The 20,819-nt window shown below is 58.2% G+C and carries 13 protein-coding genes; 4 read left to right on the top strand and 9 right to left on the bottom strand.

Features of this window, described 5'->3' with window-relative positions:
- Positions 1-34: 34 nt before the first annotated feature.
- Positions 35-3,184 (bottom strand): transglycosylase domain-containing protein, encoded by a 3,150-nt coding sequence (locus ACQKPC_RS02515; RefSeq protein ID WP_427622995.1) that lies wholly within the window; start codon positions 3,182-3,184, stop codon positions 35-37.
- Between the two features lie 345 nt (positions 3,185-3,529).
- On the bottom strand, positions 3,530-3,988 hold the full coding sequence (locus tag ACQKPC_RS02510) for an REP-associated tyrosine transposase (RefSeq protein ID WP_427622994.1): 459 nt from the start codon (positions 3,986-3,988) through the stop codon (positions 3,530-3,532).
- Between the two features lie 702 nt (positions 3,989-4,690).
- On the opposite strand from ACQKPC_RS02510, the gene ACQKPC_RS02505 reads away from it, so the two are divergent.
- A complete protein-coding gene (locus ACQKPC_RS02505; RefSeq protein WP_123500624.1) occupies positions 4,691-6,112 on the top strand; it encodes an amino acid permease in 1,422 nt (473 codons plus the stop codon).
- A 54-nt stretch (positions 6,113-6,166) separates the two neighbouring features.
- Here ACQKPC_RS02505 and ACQKPC_RS02500 read toward each other — a convergent pair whose 3' ends face one another.
- Positions 6,167-7,291, bottom strand: a complete 1,125-nt coding sequence (locus ACQKPC_RS02500) for an OpgC family protein (protein ID WP_427622993.1) — start codon at positions 7,289-7,291, stop codon at positions 6,167-6,169.
- A gap of 221 nt (positions 7,292-7,512) precedes the next feature.
- On the opposite strand from ACQKPC_RS02500, the gene ACQKPC_RS02495 reads away from it, so the two are divergent.
- Genes ACQKPC_RS02495 through ACQKPC_RS02485 form a run of 3 tightly spaced genes read left to right on the top strand, consistent with a single transcriptional unit; the run spans position 7,513 to position 11,583 of the window.
- Entirely contained in the window at positions 7,513-8,454 is a 942-nt protein-coding gene (locus ACQKPC_RS02495; protein ID WP_008072303.1) for a glycosyltransferase family 2 protein, read from the top strand.
- A gap of 1 nt (position 8,455) precedes the next feature.
- Positions 8,456-9,964 carry a glucosyltransferase domain-containing protein gene (locus ACQKPC_RS02490; RefSeq protein ID WP_427622992.1) on the top strand — a complete coding sequence of 503 codons (1,509 nt, stop codon included), beginning with the start codon at positions 8,456-8,458 and terminating at the stop codon, positions 9,962-9,964.
- 47 nt (positions 9,965-10,011) lie between these two features.
- The gene (locus tag ACQKPC_RS02485; RefSeq protein WP_427623020.1) at positions 10,012-11,583 is read left to right on the top strand and encodes a glycosyltransferase family 39 protein; all 1,572 of its coding nucleotides are present in this window, start codon (positions 10,012-10,014) and stop codon (positions 11,581-11,583) included.
- On the opposite strand, the gene ACQKPC_RS02480 is transcribed toward ACQKPC_RS02485, so the two are convergent.
- The 6 genes from ACQKPC_RS02480 to ACQKPC_RS02455 all read right to left on the bottom strand — a co-directional run bounded on the left by ACQKPC_RS02480 (position 11,531) and on the right by ACQKPC_RS02455 (position 20,637).
- Positions 11,531-11,815: a putative quinol monooxygenase gene (locus ACQKPC_RS02480; protein ID WP_007905780.1), complete on the bottom strand. Its 285-nt coding sequence runs from the start codon at positions 11,813-11,815 to the stop codon at positions 11,531-11,533. The genes ACQKPC_RS02485 and ACQKPC_RS02480 overlap by 53 nt on opposite strands.
- A gap of 427 nt (positions 11,816-12,242) precedes the next feature.
- Positions 12,243-13,649 carry an ATP-binding protein gene (locus ACQKPC_RS02475; RefSeq protein ID WP_427622991.1) on the bottom strand — a complete coding sequence of 469 codons (1,407 nt, stop codon included), beginning with the start codon at positions 13,647-13,649 and terminating at the stop codon, positions 12,243-12,245.
- Positions 13,646-15,457, bottom strand: a complete 1,812-nt coding sequence (locus ACQKPC_RS02470) for a DAHL domain-containing protein (RefSeq protein WP_427622990.1) — start codon at positions 15,455-15,457, stop codon at positions 13,646-13,648. Before ACQKPC_RS02470 ends, ACQKPC_RS02475 begins: the two co-directional genes overlap by 4 nt.
- A complete protein-coding gene (locus tag ACQKPC_RS02465) occupies positions 15,454-16,413 on the bottom strand; it encodes a cytochrome-c peroxidase (protein WP_427622989.1) in 960 nt (319 codons plus the stop codon). The genes ACQKPC_RS02470 and ACQKPC_RS02465 overlap by 4 nt, the downstream gene beginning before the upstream one ends.
- 46 nt (positions 16,414-16,459) lie before the next feature.
- A complete protein-coding gene (locus ACQKPC_RS02460) occupies positions 16,460-18,334 on the bottom strand; it encodes a putative bifunctional diguanylate cyclase/phosphodiesterase (protein WP_427622988.1) in 1,875 nt (624 codons plus the stop codon).
- On the bottom strand, positions 18,331-20,637 hold the full coding sequence (locus ACQKPC_RS02455; RefSeq protein ID WP_427622987.1) for an EAL domain-containing protein: 2,307 nt from the start codon (positions 20,635-20,637) through the stop codon (positions 18,331-18,333). Before ACQKPC_RS02455 ends, ACQKPC_RS02460 begins: the two co-directional genes overlap by 4 nt.
- Positions 20,638-20,819: the final 182 nt, after the last annotated feature.

Genomic DNA, 20,819 nt, shown 5'->3' with positions numbered 1-20,819 from the left:
AAACAAAGAGCAAAAAATACAGGAATACCACCCTTTAATGTGCGGATGTGCCCAGTGCCGCCGTAGCTTGGGTGACGACCGGCAATCCCGTCCCGGCATGGCACAACGTGTGGGTACCCGGTTGCAGATAAGGCGACAGGATCGGCGCCATGCCCTTGAGCACTTGCGCGGGCAACGCCGAGGTGAATTTGAAATTCTCCGCCGTGCGACCGGGGACATAGGCGGTGAGGGTGCCGAAATGCTTGTCGCCGATAAAGAACACGAAAGTTGCCGTGCGGTTGATCGATTTGGAGCTGAGAATCCGCCCGCCGGAACCGATGGCTTCAATGCGGTTGTCGCCAGTGCCGGTCTTGCCCCCCATGGCCAACGGGCTGCCATCGGCCAGTTTAAAGCTGCCGGCCAGGCGTTTGGCAGTGCCGGCGTCCACCACTTGTGAGAGGGCTTCGCGCATCGCGGCGGCCACTTCCGAAGGCATCACTCGTTTGCCGACCACCGGATTGTTGATCAGGCGGGTTTCATAGGGCGTATCTGCCGCGAAGTGCAGACTGTCGATACGCAATGTCGGCATCCGCACACCATCGTTGAGAATGGTGCCGATCAACTCTGCCAACGCAGCGGGGCGATCGCCCGAGCTGCCGATAGCGGTGGCCAGCGATGGCACCAGGTGATCGAACGGATAGCCGACTTTCTGCCAGCGCTGGTGAATGTCGAGGAACGCTTCGATCTCCAGCATGGTGCGGATGCGGCTGTCACGGGCGCCCTTGTGACGGCTTTTGAACAGCCAGCTGTAGACTTCCTGGCGTTCGAACTGGCTGGCTTTGACGATCTGGCTGAACTTGGCATCGGGGTTATTCAGCAAGTAGCCGATCAGCCACAGATCCAGCGGGTGGACTTTGGCGATGAAGCCTTGATCCGGCAGGTCGTAGCTGCCAGGGCCGTAACTCAGGTAGAGGCGTTCGAGGCGTTCATCGGTCAGTTTTTCTTGAAGCTTGGCGCCTTTGAGGTGCGAGCGTACGAAGGTATTGAAGTCTTCCTGGTCGGCCTGGGGGAATAGATAACGATGCACGGCGGACATGCGAATCGGCGTCGGGCGCATGCCGTCGAGAAAGGTCTCGAGCCGCGCCTGGGTGTTCTTGTTGCGGTACTTCTTCCAGAACTTCAGCAGGAATGAGGTGCCTTCTCTGTCGGCGAATGAGGCCAGGTATTCCTGACGCCGCGGGTCGCGGTCATCCTTGAGCAATTCGGCGCTGCTGTTGGGGCCCGCGTAGGTGCTGTAGCGTACCAGGTCACGCATCAGCCGAATGAACGGCAGGTTGATCGATTCGCGCAGAGCATCGCGCAGGGTCGGCAGGCGACCGTTGTCTTCCTTGCGGAAGTTGACGAATGTGTGCAGTCCACCGCCGGTGAAAAAGGCCTCGCCAGGGCTGGCGGAATATTTGCGATCCAGCGCGGCGCCGAGCATTTTTGGCAGGCTGCGGTCGGTGTTCTGAATCATGTAATCGACGGCCCAGCGGGTCAGGCGATCCGGGTCGGCGACTTCGATTTTCTTCAGTTCGGCGACGCTCATGCTGGCGTAGCGATCGTGCAGTTCGGCCATGATCTGCAGGTAGGTGGTGAGCACGCGCATTTTTGCGGTGGAGCCCAATTCCAGCTTGCTGCCTTCATTGATGTCGAATGGCTGGTCGGTGCTGTCGGTTTGCACCCGCACGCGCGAACCGTCCGGGGTCAATTCGAACAGGGTGAAGCTATAGCGCACCTGCGCAGTGTTGGTGGGGGTGAGCAGGCGTTCGCCGATCAGGCCGATTTCCGCTGCATAAGTTGGATCGGCCAGATGCTTGAGGTATGCGGTGGCCTGGGTTTGCAGCTCGCCTTGCAAGGTGCTGGTGGCGGACAGGTCGAGGCGGTCGAGGTCATACAGCGGACGATTGAGCAAACCGGCCAGGCGGCTGCGCGCCACACTGATGCCTTTATTGGTTTCGATGGGCTGAATGGTGGGCTGGGTGGCCCAGTCGCGGTAAGTCACTTTACTGGCCAATGCCGCCGTGGCGAGTGGCGCATCGATCACGCCGTTTTGAGACAGCAGGCGAATATGGCTGTCGGTGAGGCTGGCCAACTCATCACGGCCCTTGGTCAAGTAATGGGAAGGGCGGCGCTGAGCAATCATCAGTGACAGCATTTCGCGCAGGGCCAGGCCTTTTTCCGACAGGCTTTTCGGATCGGTATCAGTGCTGGCCAGCCGTTCGTTGGCCTGGTTGAAGTCGGCGCCGTACCAGACGCGCAGACCTTCGGCCATGCCATGCACTTCACCGTGGCCCGGTACCGCCGACAGCGGAACACTGTTGAGGTAGTCGCGAATCACGTTTTGTCGCGCCTGGAGGGTTTCCGGCCCCGCCTGATAGGCGCGCACGCTGGCGGAAATCATCTGCCGGATTTTTTCCGCGCCCGACACCGTCAAGCCATCAGGCGAATGGCGATATTTCTCAAGTTGCGTGGCCAGCGTACTGCCGCCCGCCGACTGACCGGGCAGGCCCAACAGTTTGGCCACTTGGGACCACGCTGCCCTGCCGAACCGCGGCCAGTCCACGGCGGGGTTGGCCAGAGGCTGACGGGGATCGAGCAAAAAACGGTTTTCAATAAACAGCAAGCTGCTGACCACGAGCGGCGGGATCGCGGCAAAGCTTGAATAGAGTTGCTGGGGGTACTTGAACTGGTACAGCGGGGCCGCGCGGCAATCGGTGATCGACAGCCCGGCCTGGATTTTTTCTGCATAGGGCACAAAAAAACCCTTGTCGGTGTAATTCATCAGCGCTGGGGAAAAGCGGGTTTGTGCCGCTATTACGTAATCGCGTTTGAGCAGTCGCGGTAGAAACTCATCCATGGCGCTGTAACCCAAACGCTGATCGAACGGGCCTGCGCCAGGGTAGCGAATCGCATCGCTGTGTCCGGGTTGCAGCTCGTACTTCAGCGAGGCGGCGTATTTGCTGATTTCCCGGGCCTGAAACTTGGAGGTGCGCATTTCCTTGGTCGCGGCGAGGCCCAGGACAATCAGGATAATCAGCAACAGCAACCAGAAAGCCCCCCAGCCGTGCCGGGAGCGACGGGGTTTCTCAGGTAAAGGCGCTTCATCCACTCGTTCAGTCGGAACCACGGTTTTACTCGAATCGGTTTGCCACAAAGCGCCCATAGTCGACTGATCCATTCACGCAGATTGATCGGACTTGCTTGAAGCTTAGACGGTGGTTGGCGTTGGTGAAAAAATTGTGAATAACCAAATATCGGGTACGCACCATTCCTTGTGGCGAGAGAGCTTGCTGTGGCAAGGGGGCTGTTGTGGCGAGGGGGCTTGCCCCCGTTCGGCTGCGCAGCAGTCGTGAATCCATTACACGCGGTATGTCTGACACAAATTAGTGCTGCTTGTTTTTGGGACTGCTGCGCAGTCCAACGGGGGCAAGCCCCCTCGCCACAGCAAGCCCCCTCGCCACAACAGCCCCCTTGCCACAGAATTCCCTCACAGATGTGCTGTTCAGCGTTATAGCCAGCAGGCATCCCAGAGCGGGTAATCGCCAATTTTTTCCACCAACCCAGCGCGCAACGGATTGGCAACAATGTAACGAGCGAACGGCAGGAGTTCTTCGCCATCGCGGATTGCTCGATCGTGATAGCCGGTTTGCCACAGCGGACCACTCCGACCGGTCATTTTGTTCACCGCCTGGGTGCAGCGTGACTTGGTAGAGCCGACAACACTGCCCAGATTGTTGTCCCGCAGCTGCATTAGCCAATGGAAATGATCGGGCATCACTACCCAAGCGATTGAATCCACTAACCCCGCGTCGTGAACTCGGCGCAGTTCTGCGACCAGCAGACGTCCCAATTGCCAGTCAGAGAATATAGGTTGGCGTTCGTGAATAACTGCGGTGATGAGGTAAGCGCGGCCATTTTCGGAGGCTCTGCCAAAGCGCAGGCGATGAGAGTTTGGTTGATTAGGCAATCCATTGCTTCCTTGCATAAGTAGTCAACTTGACGTTCTCAGGCTAGTTCCCGATTTCCTGGATCGGGGCCGTAGTTATTGAGTGAATATTCCGATTTTTGCGAAGGATTAACTGCGGTGCGGGCGCAGCTATTCCCAGAGAGCTGTTGTGGCGAGGCGGTTTGCTGTGGCGAGGGGCTGTTGTGGCGAGGGGGCTTGCCCCCGTTGGACTGCGCAGCAGTCGCAAACCCTTTGCACGCGGTATGTCTGATACAAATTAGTGCTGCTTGTTTTTGGGACTGCTGCGCAGTCCAACGGGGGCAAGCCCCCTCGCCACAACAGCCCCTTGCCACAGGGGCTGTGTCGTCTGTAATAGCCGAGCTAGACGCATCAAAGAGCTAAATGCTGCCTGGATAGGGGCATGACGATGCACCATTGCTGTGCAATACTCGGCGCCGTTTCAGTGGCGAATAATCCTACATAAGCCAGGTAATGCCCCTCCGAAAACCCCGCTTTTGCCGAGAGTTATGGCTGAATGTTGTGGTTTATAGAGTGAAAAACCCTGCTGGAAGCTTTTTATACTGCATGCCCGCTGATCTTGCAGGTTTTGGTCCTGCAAGACGTGTCTGCCCATGAAGCAGGCCCGGTTTCAACAGGCACTGGCTTATCGGTCGGTGCTTCGACACTCGGTGGTCATATCCAATAACAAGACGAGGTACCCCTATGCCAGTTGGCAATCATCTGCCTCACGGCGAGACCGCTCAGGGCGGTCCGCTTAAACGCGAACTCGGCGAACGGCATATTCGCTTGATGGCGCTCGGTGCCTGTATCGGCGTCGGCCTGTTCCTGGGTTCGGCCAAGGCCATCGAAATGGCCGGCCCGGCCATCATGCTCTCTTACATCATCGGCGGTCTGGCGATCCTGGTCATTATGCGTGCCCTCGGCGAGATGGCAGTGCACAACCCGGTCGCCGGTTCGTTCAGCCGTTACGCTCAAGACTATCTCGGCCCGCTGGCAGGTTTTCTGACCGGCTGGAACTACTGGTTCCTGTGGCTGGTAACCTGTGTCGCGGAAATCACCGCGGTGGCGGTGTACATGGGCGTCTGGTTTCCCGACGTGCCGCGCTGGATCTGGGCACTGGCGGCGTTGATCAGCATGGGCTCGATCAACCTGATCGCGGTGAAAGCCTTCGGTGAGTTCGAGTTCTGGTTCGCCCTGATCAAGATCGTCACCATCATTGCGATGGTGGTCGGCGGCATCGGCGTGATCGCATTCGGTTTCGGCAACGACGGTGTGGCGCTAGGGATTTCCAATCTCTGGGCTCACGGCGGCTTCATGCCCAACGGCGTGCAAGGCGTGTTGATGTCTCTGCAAATGGTGATGTTCGCCTACCTCGGCGTCGAGATGATCGGCCTGACCGCCGGTGAAGCCAAGAACCCGCAGAAGACCATTCCCAATGCGATCGGCTCGGTATTCTGGCGGATTCTGCTGTTCTACGTCGGCGCCTTGTTCGTGATCCTGTCGATCTACCCGTGGAACGAAATCGGCACCCAGGGCAGTCCGTTTGTGATGACCTTCGAGCGCCTGGGTATCAAGACCGCCGCCGGCATCATCAACTTTGTGGTGATCACCGCAGCGCTGTCGTCCTGCAACGGCGGCATCTTCAGCACCGGGCGCATGCTCTACAGCCTGGCGCAGAACGGCCAGGCCCCGGCCGGTTTCGCCAAGACCTCGAACAACGGCGTGCCGCGTCGCGCGCTGCTGCTGTCGATCGGTGCCTTGCTGCTGGGCGTGTTACTTAACTATCTGGTGCCAGAGAAAGTCTTCGTCTGGGTCACCGCGATTGCCACCTTCGGCGCGATCTGGACCTGGGTGATGATCCTGCTGGCCCAGCTCAAGTTCCGCCAAGGCCTGAGCGCCAGCGAACGTGCCGGCCTGAAATACCGCATGTGGCTGTACCCGGTCAGTTCTTACCTGGCGCTGGCATTTCTGGTGCTGGTGGTCGGCCTGATGGCGTACTTCCCGGACACTCGCGTGGCGCTGTATGTCGGGCCTGCTTTCCTGGTACTGCTGACGGTGTTGTTCTACATGTTCAAGCTGCAACCGACCAATGTGTCGCAAGGTGCGGTGCGTTCGGCTTCGTAAGTCGTAACGCCAGAAATGCAAAAGCCCCGGTTTAGATGACCGGGGCTTTTGATCTTAAGCTACCGACACCACCATCGAGCGATTCAACCGCTTGTTGAAATCCAGCCAGGCCCCCAGCAGCACCATCAACCCGACCCCCAGCATCGCGCTGAATACCTGCATCGCCAGTGCATTCGCGCCCAAGGCGTTGAGCATGTCCGCCAATGGCGCCAGCAACACGCCAAAACAAAACACTTCCAACGAATAACGACCCATGCGACAGCTTTGTTGCGCCAGCCAATGTTGCGTCCAGCCATTGTCGGGCAACAACCTGGCGGTGACGTAGGCGAGGGCGAGGAAATGCAGCAGGCGTGCCGGCGAGAGGTTGGTCTTGCTGATCGGATAGAGCCATTCGCCGAGTGTCTGGGGCATGAAGACGTCATGCACGGTCGGCCACTTCCACGACACCGCGATCAGCCCGGTCAGCAGCAAATAGGTCAGCGCTGCGATAAAAACCGGCTGCCGAGTCAGCGGTCGAGGTTGCGGCGCCCGAGGCCTTTGCCCGTGAATCGCCGTGGCGCCACCGAGAATAAACAACAGTTGCCAGGCCATCGGATTGAAAAACCACACGCCACCGTCGGTGCCCGCCAGGTTCCATTGAAGCCATGGCGCCAGCAGATACACCACCACCGACAACCCCACCACGTATTCAGGCTTGCGCAGCAGCATCGGCAGCACCAACGGCAGGCCGAGCAGCAAAAAAATATACAGCGGCAGCGGGTCCATCAGGTTCGGCTTGAAACGCAGCAACAGCTCATCCATCAATGCCTGCTGCGGATTGCTGAGGAAGTACTGCAAGCCCATCTCCTGCACCAGGTCACGGGTTTCCACGTGGCTGTTGGCGAAAAACACGATACCCATCAGCAGCGCCAGCAAAAAGATATGCACCACATACAGCACCCAGGCGCGTCGCAGGATTTTTACCGTGGCGACCATGAAACCGTCGCGCCGGGCGATTTTGCCGTAGGCCAGCACGGCCGCGTACCCGGCCAGGAACACGAAAATCTCTGCCGCATCGCTGAACCCGAAATTACGCACCGTGAACTGCGCGAGCGGGTTCTGTGGCACGTGATCCCAGAAGATGAAGATCAAGGCCAGGCCGCGAAAAAAGTCGATTCGGTGATCGCGTTCAAACGTCATGATGGCGGGCTCTTGAACGGGTTGAGTAGGAGCGAGCGGCGCGCAGGGTGGCGTGATTCGCCGCCAATTGCAAAAGGCTGGATATTACCGAATGTCTCAGGGGGCTATAGCGAACGATCGGGATGGCGTGTCCGTCGGTCTGCCGGGCAGTTCGCGCACCAGAACGCCCCCTGATGGCGGTCTGCCGAACATCTACACTTCGATTTTCAGGAGTGTGAAACGTGAAAGTTTCGCTGATTGTTCCGGTATTCAATGAAGAGCAGGCGATCAGTCTGTTCCATCAGGCGGTGCGTCGCGAATTGAAACTTGACCCGTGTGAGGTCGAGATCGTGTTCATCAACGACGGCAGTACCGACCGGACGGCTGAGCAGGCCAAGGCGCTGGCACAGGTCGATGAACAGGTATTGCTGATCAACTTTTCGCGCAACTTCGGCAAGGAACCGGCGTTGTTTGCCGGCCTGGAATACGCCACCGGCGATGCAGTGATCCCCATGGACGTGGACCTGCAGGATCCGATCAGCGTCATCCCGCAGTTGATTACCGAGTGGCAGAAGGGGGCCGATGTGGTGCTCGCCAAACGCCGCAATCGTGACAGTGACAGTTATTTGAAACGCCACAGCGCATCGCTCTTCTATCATTTGTTGAACAGGATTTCCTACACCCGGATCGAAGAAAACGTCGGGGATTTCCGGCTCATGGACCGCAAGGTGGTCAATGTGATTCGTGCGCTTCCCGAGCATCAGTTGTTCATGAAGGGCGTTCTGTCCTGGGCCGGATTCACCACCGCGGTGGTGGAGTACGAGCGGGCCCGGCGAGTGGCAGGACGCAGCAAGTTCAATGGCTGGAAACTGTGGAACCTGGCGCTGGAAGGCATTACCTCGTTCAGCACGGTGCCGTTGCGATTGTGGACTTACATCGGTGGCGGCATTTCGATCTTCGCGGTGCTGTACGCGGTGTACATGGTGCTGGACAAGATTTTCTTCGGCAACAATGTCCCCGGTTACCCCTCGCTGATGACGGCCATTCTGTTTCTCGGCGGCGTCCAATTGATCGGTATCGGCATCCTCGGCGAGTATGTCGGCCGCATCTATATCGAAGCCAAGCATCGACCCCGTTATGTGGTCAAAGACGTCATTGGCGGCAAAGACCGGACCGGGCTTTAGCATGGGCAGGCTGAGCGACTTTTTCAGCAAAGAGCTCGGGCGTCGTCGGGTCTGGCTGTTTTTTTTTATCGCGACGCTGGTTTATGTCATTCCGCTGGTCCTGGCGGACTATCCCTACATCGATGACAACTGGCGCTCGCTGTCGGCCGGCACGGCCTGGGCGGGACAGGGGCGGTTGTTCACCGAGCTGTTCTACAACCTGCTGACGTTCAGCGATGGCGCACCGAACATCTTTCCATTGCCGCTGTTGATCGCCACGCTGGCCATGGCTTTTGCGTTGACCAGCCTGACATTCCATTACTACCCACGGCCGACAATATCCTGCTGCCTGGTGCTGTTGCCGCTCTGGTACAACCCGTTCTTCCTGCAGAACCTGTCTTATCAATACGACGGGCCGGCCAATGCCTTGAGTCTGGTGGCAGTGATCTACGCGATCACTTTTCGTCATCCCTCGCGCATTCTGCAATGGCTGGTGCCGGCCTTCCTGATTGCGCTGGCGCTGGGGCTCTATCAGGTGAGCCTGAATGTGTTTCTGGGCCTGTGTTGCCTGGAACTGCTCAGGGGCGTGAATGACAAATGGGCGTGGCGGCAGTGGTCCGAACTGATCGGCTGGAAAATCGCCCAGGCAGGGCTCGGCGGGTTGATCTATAGCGTCACGGCTTATCCGTACATGAACCAGGATCGCGCCTTGCTGCTGAACTGGGCAGCAGAGCCTTTGCTGCAAGTTGAAATCAACATCGGCCGGGTGCTGGAAAAAGTCACGCTGCTGTTTCACGGTGGATTCACTTGGGTGTTCGCTGCGCTGCTGTTGTGTGCACTGGCGGGCAGCGTGCGGCTGGCCCGGAACGTGATGGAACGCCACGACACCGGGCTGAGAAAAATTGTGATGGGCCTGGCGTGCGTGCTGACGGTATCGGTCGTGACTTTACTGGTGTCGGGTGCTGCGCTGTTTTTCCGCGACTTCAATGAAGGCGCCAGAACCTTGATGGGGTTTGCGGTGTTGCTGGTGCTGGTGTTCTATTTAAGCCATCTGGCGCTGGCGCCCATCCATGAGCGGCTGCCGCTGCTGTTGGCGGTGCCTCTGTTGGCCATGCTTTCGTTGTCTTACGCCTATGGCCGCGTGCTGACGGTGCAGAACACTTTTGCGTCCAGCGCGTTGTTTTCCCTGGGGCATGACATTGCGGCCCATCGGCAATTGCACGAGGCCAAGCGCATTTACCTGGCGGTCAGTTACTCCGATCACTGGCTGGTGGGGGCCGCGGGGTCGTTCAAGCAGATGCCGGTCTTGCATTATCTGCTGAACATCAACTTCTTCATGCTGGCTGAAAACCTGCCGAAGGCGGGCATTACCAATGTGGTCGCGGAGAGGGAGCGGCGTAATGCGACCCTGATGGGTTACCAGGCTTATCCGCCGCTGGTGGAGAGCAAGTTTTACCGCATCTATCTGCTGGGTGATTACGGTTTCATCGTCATGAAGGAGCCAACCCCGATCACCATGCTTCAGTGGTGAGCCTGGTGATTAACTCTTCGATCCCTCCCGAAAGCTTTCCATCCCGGATGGCCGACAGGGCAGGTCTGGTGGCGGTGATCGTCCTCGCGTTGTTCGCAAGGTTTCATTCCATCACCGTGCCGGTCATCTGGTACGACGAGGCCTACAGCATCTTGCTGGCCGAAGGCTCGCCTGCGTATATCTGGGCTACGACGGCACGGGATGTTCATCCGCCGCTTTACTATGTTTTGCTGCATTTGTGGATGTTGCTGTTCGGCAACGGCGTGTTGGCTGCGCGATCCCTGAGTGCGCTGGCGGATGTCGGCACGCTGTTGCTGTGCATTAAATTAATGAGTCAGGTGACGACGCGAAAGGCGACCTGGATAGCCGCCGTGTTGTTGGCGTTGCTGCCGATGTCGGTGCGTTATAGCCAGGAAGTGCGAATGTACACCTTGCTCGGCTTTTGGCTGATGGGCGCGACCGTGGCGCTGGTGTGCTGGGTCAAGGCACCGGATCAAAAACGTTATCCGGTTTTTTACGTGCTGCTGATGTCGGCTGCTTTCTACACGCACTACTTCGCCGCACTGTCCGTTCTGGTGCATTGGCTTTGTTGGTGGCGAGCGCGGGAGGGCGGTCGGCCCAGGGCAATACCGATTCATGCGTGGGTCGTGGCCAATAGCGCAATCGTTGTGCTGTACCTGCCGTGGATTCCTCATTTCATCGATCAATTGCTGCGAATGGACGGGCTCGAGTGGATACCGCCGCTCACCTGGCAATCAGCGCTGACCTTTGTTTGGCAGCTGGTGATGATGGGAGATTCGGCCAGTTATTCATCTTTATGGCGTGCGCTGCCCTCGGTGTTGATCGTTGTTTGCGCTGCTGCGGTGCTGCTCAAGGCTCGTCATGAGCGGCCTTTCAGCGTCTTGCTGGTGGGCTATTTCTTTGTGCCGGTGCTGACCGTTTTTCTGGTGTCGCTGATCGTGCCGGTTTTCAATGCCAGATACCTGGTGTTCGCTGTCGCCGCGTTGCCCCTTATCGTTGCGCTCGCGTTGGACGCATTCAGCCAACGCCATGCCGTTCTTGCCGCTGTCGCCATGGCGTTGGTTTTATTGGCAGAAGTACACGGGCTTTCGGCGGTCTATGCACAAACCGATGAGATGAACGGGACGAGCATTCGCAAGGACGCAAGACTGGACGCCGTGGTCGCAGGGCTTGGCCGCGAAGTACGTCCGGGTGACGAGATCGTTGTGGATAACCTGTATTGGTATTTGCCGTTTACGTACTACAACTCGACCGGTATTCAGCCGAGGTTATACGCTTTCAAACCACCGACAGGCACCCTTTGGGGAACCGCCGAATACGGTGGTTGGGCACTCATCCCCCGTCACCTGCATTCGATTCTCTTCGACGATTTTTCAACCTTGCAACTGAATGCCAAGCGGATCTGGTGGGTCACGGGCGACGCTCGTCCTGAACACGACGCCTTGTTTCCCAAACACTGGAAGCAGGTGCTGATGCTAAAGGAAGGGGATAGCGAAGCCCGTTTGTTTATCCGAGGGGAAGCGGCAACCCCCCTTGAGGTTGACGTCAGAACGCATCCATCAGCACAACAATACAATCCTTCGCCTGGTAACCATTGATCTGCGGCACCAGACGCCGAAAGTGCTCAGACTGGCAATGAGCATCCAGCGCCGCCTTATTCGGCCATTGTTCGACGAAGATAAAGTGCCCCGGGTCTTTTTGATCGATGAACAGATCGTAAGCAATGCAATCAGGTTCCAGTCGAGTCTTCTCGACCAGTTCGGCGTACCACGGGCGAACGGTTTCAATGTATTCGGGTTTGATGAAATCTTGAGCGATTACTTTCAGCATGGTGTTCTTTCTTGGTGTATGGGTATCTACACATCTTCCCGGATTTTGAGGGTGTACATATCCGTTTTTGCGGTAATAGCCACTTTGGGGGCCGCCCTTACGGCGGGTCACTTGGAAAAGGGCGAGCGACTCAGGAGGGACAGGCTCAAACGGTTTTCTTGGGTTCGGACTCGGTAAGGGTAGGCAGTGGCATACAGGCTCTGTGGCGAGGGGGCTTGCCCCCGTTGGACTGCGCAGCAGTCCCAAACGATTCACTGCATTCTTCCTGACAGATCTCATTTGCAGGTTTTACGGCTGCTTCGCAGCCGAACGGGGGCAAGCCCCCTCGCCACAAGATCTCCTGTGTTAGAGCAGGGCGTCAGGCATTCTGCGCCTGGAGAAAAAACGAAAACAGCCCGGATTGAGATTTGATCCCTTGTTCGGCTGGTCAGACAGCCGCTTTCGATTGGCGCACCGGCAACTCGACCCGAAAGGTGCTGCCCACCCCGACTTCGCTGCGTACCGAAATATCGCCCTGGTGTTTTTTCACGATGCCATAGGACAGGGACAACCCGAGCCCTGTCCCCTGGCCCACCGGTTTGGTGGTGTAGAACGGGTCGAATATTTTCTGCAGGTTGTCCGGCTCGATACCTATGCCCGTGTCCGCGACCTCGATCGATACCGTTTCACCTTCAAGCCCGGTGCGTAGCGTGATGGTGCCCCGTTTCGGCCCCATTGCCTGAGACGCGTTGACAATCAGGTTCATGATCACCTGATTGATTTGCGACGGCAGGCATTCGATATCGGGCAGCTGTTGAAACTCCTTCACCACATCGGCCTTGTACTTGAGTTCATTGGCGACGATGTTCAAGGTCGACTCGATGCCCTGTTGCAGATTGGCCCACTGCCATTCCTGATTGGAGTCGACGCGGGAGAAGTCCTTCAGGTCTTTGACGATTCGCCCGACCCGGCCGATGCCATCCTTGGATTCCTTGATCAGCAGGGGAATGTCTTCACGCAGAAAGTCCAGTTCCACCCGTTCACGCAACTGACTGAGTTGCTCGATGACCTCGCTTGAGCCAATGGCGTTTTCCGCCTCCCGATAGGCATCAAGCATTTCCTGCAGTTGCTTGAAGTAGCCATCGAGGGCGCCGAGGTTGGAGGAAATGAAGCCGATGGGGTTATTGATTTCATGGGCGACGCCCGCCGCCAGTTGCCCCAGCGAGGCGAGCTTTTCCGACTGCACCAATTGGGATTCAAGCTGTTTGCGCTCGTCGATTTCCCGCTGCAACGCCTCGCTGGCCTGCTTGAACTGGTCCGTGCGCTGATCCACCAGATGCTCCAGATGGATCATCTGAATAGACGCCCGTTCGGTCATTTCCCATTTGGTGAGCAGGGTGTTGGCCATCTGCTGGACTTCAATGTTGTCGAACGGCTTTTTCAGAATCAGCAGGCGATCATGGGCGTGCAAGCGTTCCAGCAGTTCATCCCACGAATAGTCGGAATAGGCAGTACACACCACCACTTGCAGCTGCGGGTCTTCCTGCCACAGGTGTTCGATGGTCTGCGCGCCGTCCCAACCCTCGGGCATGCGCATGTCGACGAAGGCCAGCGCATAGGGGCGGTTTTCCTGTAATGCCTGGATGAGTTTGCCCAGCCCCTCCTGACCGCCATAGGCCGAATCCAGCTCGAACAGCAGGTTGGTGGATTTCGCTTCGCTGCCGAACAGCGCGGCCTCCATTTCGTCCAGCTCTGCATGCTGCGCTGATGTCGGGGTGAGGATCTTGCGAAAATCTTCATGGATGGACGGTGTGTCGTCGATCAGCAAAATGCGTCGGTTTGAAAGATCGCTCATGCTTCCTCCATGACGGGTTTCAACGGGATCTGCAAAGTGAACAGTGCACCTTTGCCCGGTCCGTCGCTGTGGGCGGTGAGATGGCCGTTCATCTCGATTGCGGCCAGGGCACAGCTGTGCAGGCCGAAGCCGTGACCTTCCTTGCGGGTGGTAAAACCATGGGCAAAGATCCGCGTCATGTTCTCCGGCGCGATGCCTTCGCCGTCATCCTTGACGCTGATTTGCAGGATCGTGTCTTCGACGACTTTCACCCCAAGGGTCATTTGTCGCGGGCGATTGCTGAGGTCAGTCATGGCGTATTTGGCGTTGCTGATCAGGTTGATCAGGATCAGCAACAACCGGTGTTTGTCGCCCATCACTTGCGGTACGTCGCCGTACTCCTTGACCACCGTGACGTGATGCCGGGTCAGGGCGCCAGCGTTCATCCGCAGGGCATCTTCCAGCAGTTCGTTGATGTGCAACGGCTCCATCAGGCTGTTGGCACCCGCGTAGGATTGCTGGGTGGCGACGATGTCCTTGATGTGATCGACGCTTTTGCTCAGTTGCCCGAGTTCGTCGGCCATGCCTTGTTGCTCAAGGGCAATGGCATCCACCAGTTGGTTCAGGTAACCGGGCAGCAGTTTTCCTTTCTCGTCCTGGGTCAGGAAGGCGCCCAAGTCGTCTTGATGCGCGTTGATCAGCAGCATCGCCTTGCCCAGTCCCTGGGTCTTGCTGTTACGCAGCTTGCGGGTGACCAGATCGGCCGAGATGTTCACGCTGTTGAGCACGTTGCCGACGTTGTGCAGCACGTTGGTGGCGATTTCAGCCATGCCGGCCTGGCGCGCGGTGTCGAGCAGTTCACTCTGGGTATCCTTGAGTTCGCGGGTGCGTTCTTCGACCCGTTGTTCGAGTACGTCGTTGGCAGTTTGCAGTTCCTTGTTGACCCGATGGGTCTCCCCGAAGCTGCGCATTAGGCGAATGGCCAGGTACACCAGCACCATCACCAGCAGCGTCGAAAATACCAACATGTAGAGGTGGTAGCGCCGGTTGGCTGCATCGGTTTGCTGCTGATCCTTGTTCAGCAGCGCAGTCATGTCGTCCAGCCGTGCGGCCACGGGAACGGCTTCGATATTTTCCAGCAGCCGATTGACCACGGGTTGTTCCCGCAGGATCAGCGCAATGTGACTGCTCAAGACATCGATCGGGCTATGAAACTGCTCCGGTAATCGTTCCTTGTTCACCTGCAGTTTGTTCAGCCCGACCAGGATATCGGCCGCTTTGTCGTCGGAGGTGACCTGGGCGAACTCCAGGCTGCTGAGCAGCAAGTCGTAGGTGTCGGTGGCGATGTTCTGTAGTTGCAGTTTGTCTTCGTCGACCAGTTGGGTAAGCGGTTCCTGGATATCATCTTCGGCGGTGGGCAAAAACGCCAGTGAGTTACGCAGCACAGCGTTGTGCGATTTGAACTGCTCCACCAATCGGGTTTTTTCCTGAATGGCTGCGTGGTAAGCCTCATGGCTGGCACGCCAGATCGGCGAGTCATTGCGACCATGACTGGATTCCATGGTCTCGAACCGCTCCCACAGGTGTGTCATCTCGGTCAGTGGTGCAACCAGCGGGTCGTAGTTGTGACTGATGGCAATCCTGGCCTTGAGAATCTCGGTTTCCCACTGCGCGTTGAACTGTTTGATCCGGCCAATCAGGTCCCGGGATTCGGCGTACGTCGAGGTCTGGTCGGAGCTTGATTTGAGGTACAGAAACAGCAGTGTCGAGGCCAGCAACACGGCCACGCCACTGAGCAACAAGAGGTTGCGACGGTGGTACGTTTTCATAAAGATTTGCCTCCCCACTCACCGGTCAGGGTCTTGAGGAATTTGACGATCAAGGTTTTGTCCTTGTCAGAGGGCACGCGACCGAGCTGGAACTTGAACATCACGTCTACCGCTTCTTCGAGGGTCTTGGCCGAGCCGTCATGAAAGTACGGTGCGGTCACGGCGACGTTGCGCAGGCTCGGAACCTTGAACACGTTGCGGTCTTCTTCATCTTTGGTGACCAGATAGCGGCCCAGATCGGCTTCGGTGGGGTTGCCCCGAATCTGGAAGTAATCGCCCATGACCCCGAATTTCTGGAACATGTTGCCGCCGATATTGACCCCCTGATGGCAGGCGATGCAGCCGTAGTCCTTGAAACGTTGGTAACCGTATTTCTCCTCGGTCGTCAGAATCTCGGTATTGCCCAGCAGGTATTGGTCGAAACGCGAGTTGGCGCTGATCAGCGTGCGCTCATAGGTGGCCAGGGCATTTTGCACATTGTTCATGGTCACGCCGTCCGGGTAGGCCTTGGCGAAAGCGCTTTTGTAAGCCGGGTCGGCGGTCAGTGTCTGAACGACATGCTCCCAATGACTGCCCATTTCGCTGGGGCTCTGCACCACTTCGTGGGCCTGTGTTTCCAGGGTGTCGGCGCGGCCGTTCCAGAATTGCCGGAAATTCAGGCTTGAGTTGAAGACGCTGGGGGTGTTGATCGTCAGGGGATTGCCTTTGAAACCGATAGACAATGCTTTGTCGTCTGCACCTCCGATTTCCAGACGATGGCAACTGGCGCAGGACAGGCTGTTGTTGACCGACAGGCGTGGCTCGTTGAACAACCGGCGACCGAGTTCAACTTGCAAGGGGTTCTGCTGGGGCACCGCGGGCAAGGGTTTGAGCGGTTCGTCCAGCGGCGCGCCGTTGGCTATCAGACAGCATCCGAGTAGAGGCGCAAGAAGCAGGTAGTAGAAGGGGCTCGACATCTTATGATTCCTTGGCGCAGGGGGCCTGGGTGTCGTTGCACATCGTTTATCTGGTGGTGGATGGAGCAGGCTGCACGGACATCAGGTATTGCACGAAGGCCTCCGGCTCCACGGCTTTGCTGAAGTAATAACCCTGGCCTTCCTCGCATTGGAGGGCCTTGAGAAAATTCAATTGCTCGAGGGTTTCCACCCCTTCGGCAATGACGGTCAGTTTGAGGCTCTTGCCCAGGCTGATGATGGCGCTGACCAGGGCCGCGTCATTGCTGTCACGGCTCAGGCCACGAATGAATGACTGGTCGATTTTCAACACATCGATGGGAAACCGTTGCAGGTAACTCAGGCTCGAATAGCCGGTGCCGAAGTCATCGATAGCCAGCCGTACGCCCAATGCCTTGAGCCGATTCAGCGCGAGCATCGTGGCATCGACGTTCTGCATCAATACGCCTTCGGTAATTTCCAGCTCCAGCAAGGTGGGGTCCATACCGGTTTGCTTGAGTATCTGTTCGATCCCTTTGACAAAGTCCCGCTGACGGAAATCGATGGCCGACACGTTCACCGACATGCAGAGTTTCGGCAGACCTTTCGCCTGCCAGGCGCAGGCTTGTTGACAGGCCTGGGCCAGCACCCATTTGCTCAACGGTACGATCAAGCCGCTGTCCTCGGCCACACCGATGAAATCTGTCGGGTAAACCCAGCCTTGCCCCGGCTTTTGCCAACGGATCAATGCCTCGGCGCCGACCACCTTGCCGCTGCCCAGGTCAAGTTTGGGCTGGTAGTGCAGGACAAATTCGTTGCGTTCCAGCGCCAGGCGAATACCCGACTCGATGCTCTGCTGTTCCCGGGCGCGCTGGTTCATCTCATCGATGAAAAAGCTGAAATCGTTAGGGCCGCTTTCCTTGACGTTGCGCATGGCGGTTTCGGCTTTTTTGATCAGCGCGATGGCATCGAAACCGTCCTCGGGGTAGATGCTGATGCCCAGGCTGGCCGTCACGCTCAGGTCGTGGCCGGCAATGTGTTGAGGCGCGCGTATGGCGTTCAAGAGCTTTTCGGCGATGCCCTTGGTCTGTTGGGGGTGATGGATGTCAGCCAGGATCACCACAAACTCATCGGAGCCGTAACGAAACACCGAGTCGGATGCGCGCACGCAGGCCACCAGATTGTGCCCGACACGTTTGAGCATCTCGTCACCGGTCGGGTGACCCAAGGCATTGTTGATGCGCTTGAAGCGATCGAGCCCCAGAAACATCACCGCCAGTTGTTTGTCATGGCGTCGCGACAGGGCCAATGACTGGTTCAGCCGGTCGCCCAGCAAGGTGCTGTTGGGCAATTCGGTCAATACGTCGTACTGCAACAAGTGCGACACCTTGAGCAGCTCATGGACCCGGGCCTCGATGGTTTGCTCCAGTGTTTGCACTTTCATGGCCGCGTCCTGCGCCATCTGCCACTTCCAGGTCAAGGCGCTAGCCATCTGGCGGATTTCCAGGCTGTCGAAGGGTTTTTTCAGCACCAGCAACTGATCGCCGAACTCCAGTCGCTCGGCCATGGCTTCCCAGGTGTAATCGGAGAAGGCCGTGCACAGCGCGATTTGCAGGTGAGGATCAGCCTTCCAGAGCTGTTCGATGGTTTCCAGGCCGTCCCAGCCCGGGGGCATGCGCATGTCGGTGAACGCCATGGCGTAAGGCCGACCTTGTGCCTGGGCACGCTTGACCAGTTCGAGTGCTTCCTCGCCCTGATAGGCGGAGTCGAGCTGGAACACCAGCCGTGCGGACTGCGGGCTGCCGAACAGCGCGGCTTCAGTGCCGGCGAGGGTTTGTTCGTCGTCGGTATCCGGGCCGAGAATCTTGCGAAAGTCCTGATGGATCGAAGGTGTGTCGTCGATGATCAGGATGCGCCGGTTAGCCTGGACGAACGGAGTTTTCATTCCTTGCCCTCCGTGGTGCGCCATGGAGCACCCGGTACCGCTCCGGTTTCGGGGTTGGTGTGCACGATACTCCCAGCCTTCAGCAGCTCGGCGGCCTGCTGGCTGCTGACCGCTTGGCTGAAGTAGTGCCCCTGGGCGTTCATCGGTGAGCCGGTGGCTATCAGCGAACGGCGTTGCTCCTGGGTTTCGACGCCTTCGGCGATGATGCCGATCCCGACGTCGCGGGCGAAATTGATGATTGCTCGCAGGGTGGTGGCACTGGCCGCGTCATGGGCGGCGGTGTCGATGAACGCCTGAGCGAGTTTCAGGTGATTGACCTGGTAAGTCTTGAGGTAGTCGAACGAAGAGTATTCGGTGCCGAAGTCATCGATGGCGATCTTCACCCCCAGTTCATGCAGGCGCGGCAGGATATCGTTGTGCGTCCACTTGGTCTGGGCCAGGGTCGCTTCGGTGACGTCGAAACGCAGGTCCCACGGGCACAGTTCCCAGCGCGCGGTGGTGCGTAACACGTCATAGATCAGCTCGGGGCCACTCTTGAGTTGGGCCAGGGACAGTTTTATCGCCACCACCGGTGGCGCCATGCCTTCGTCTCGCCACTGGCGCATTTGCCGACAGGCGCGCTCCAGCACCCAGTGACCGAGAGCGATGATGATGCCGGTCTTTTCCGCCGCGGGCAGAAACGCAGGGGCTTCCAGTAAACCGCGTATGGGGTGGTTCCAGCTGACCTGCGCCTCCATGCCGAGGATCTTGCCACTGCTCAGGTCTACTTCCGGCCAGTAACGCAGTTCGAGCTCGTCGTGTTCGATGGCCTTTTTCAGGTCGTTGGCGATGGTCATGCGCTCGACCACTTCCTGATTGATCTCCTCGGAGTGGAAGTGGTACTGGTTGCGGCCCTTTTCCTTGGAGCGATACAGCGCCATGTCGGCCTGGGTCAACAGGCTGTCGGCGCTGAGACTGGCCGGGACGTAGCTGCTGATGCCAATGCTGACCGAGACCCGCACATCATTGCCGGCCAGGGAATAGGGCAGCACCAGTGCATCGCGGACCTTGGCAGCCAGGGCTGCTGATTGGGTCGGGTCGCCGACGTCCAGTTGCAGGATCGCGAACTCGTCGCCACCCAGGCGGGCGACCACGTCGTTTTCGCGCACGCAATTTTTGATGCGCCTGGCAACCTCCTGCAGCAACAGGTCGCCTACCGGGTGGCCCAGGGTGTCGTTGATGCGTTTGAAGTGATCCAGATCCAGATAGAACATGGCGAACGGTGTGGCCCCGCGCCGGGCGGCGGCGAACGCCTGGTGCAGCCGCTCGATCAGCGTCGCGCGGTTGGCCAGCCCGGTCAGCCCGTCGGTGCGGGCCAACAGGGCGATTTTTTCCTCGGCCAGTTTGCGTTCGGTGACGTCGATGATGATGCCTTCGACTTCCAGCAAGCGGCCTTCATCATCGCGCACCGGGATATAGCGGTTTTCGACCCAGCGCCAGTCCCCGTCACCGGTGCGCATCCGAAACTCGATGGAAGCCCCTGACGCATGGCGGTCCAGTACCCTGGCCATCGCCGTATCGACTTTTGCTTGATCGTCAGGATGGATCAGCTCCTGCGCCCAATTGGCCGACGCCACCAGGGCCGCCGCGATGTGGCCGTATTTGGTGATGTTGTGGGAGATGTACATCAACGGGAACGACGGTTCGCCCCGCAGCCGATACAGAATGGTCGGGCTGTTCTGCACGATGATGTTGGCGTCGGACAATTCCCGGGTGCGCTCTTCGACCGCGTGCTCCAGCAAGGACATCTTCAGCGCCGCGTCTTCGGTCATTTGCCACTTGGCGGTCAATGCGCTGGCCATCTGACGGATCTCGATGGCATCGAAGGGTTTTTTCAGGATAAGCAGGCGATCGCCCAGTTCCAGGCGCTCGGCGATGTCTTCCCAGGAATAGTCGGAATACGCGGTGCAGAGCGCCACCTGCAGCTTGGGATCGACTTGCCACAAGCGTTCGATGGTTTCCAGACCGTCCCAGCCCGGCGGCATGCGCATGTCGATAAAGGCCATCGCGTAGGGCGAGTCATTCGCCAGTGCGCTCTCGACCTTGTCCAGCGCTTCGCGGCCCTGAAACGCGGAATCGATGACGAAACTTTGCAACGATACCGACGCCGGGGTACCGAACAGGGCGTTTTCGGCGTTGATCAGGCTGTCGTCTTCGATCGATGGCGGGCTGAGAATCTTGGCAAAATCCTCATGGATCGACGCCGTGTCATCGACGATGAGAATCCGACGATTAATACGCGCAAGCAGCGTATTCACTGACATGCGCCTGTACCGACTGCAGGTTGGTGCAATGAGTTCATAGAGGGTATCCCTTCCCTGATCGCTGGATGAAGCGGGTATCGTTCTGGATCCGAGTGATCTGAGCATAGTCGCCCGGCCAGAAATTCGCCCGGTTGACTGAAACGAATCATTTCCGGGGTCGGGCTGAAAATCATCTAGCCTGT

Source organism: Pseudomonas sp. NPDC089918 (assembly GCF_050280605.1).
Lineage (GTDB): Bacteria > Pseudomonadota > Gammaproteobacteria > Pseudomonadales > Pseudomonadaceae > Aquipseudomonas.
Note: the sequence above shows the minus strand (reverse complement) of the source record. Positions and strands in the feature narration are given on the sequence as shown.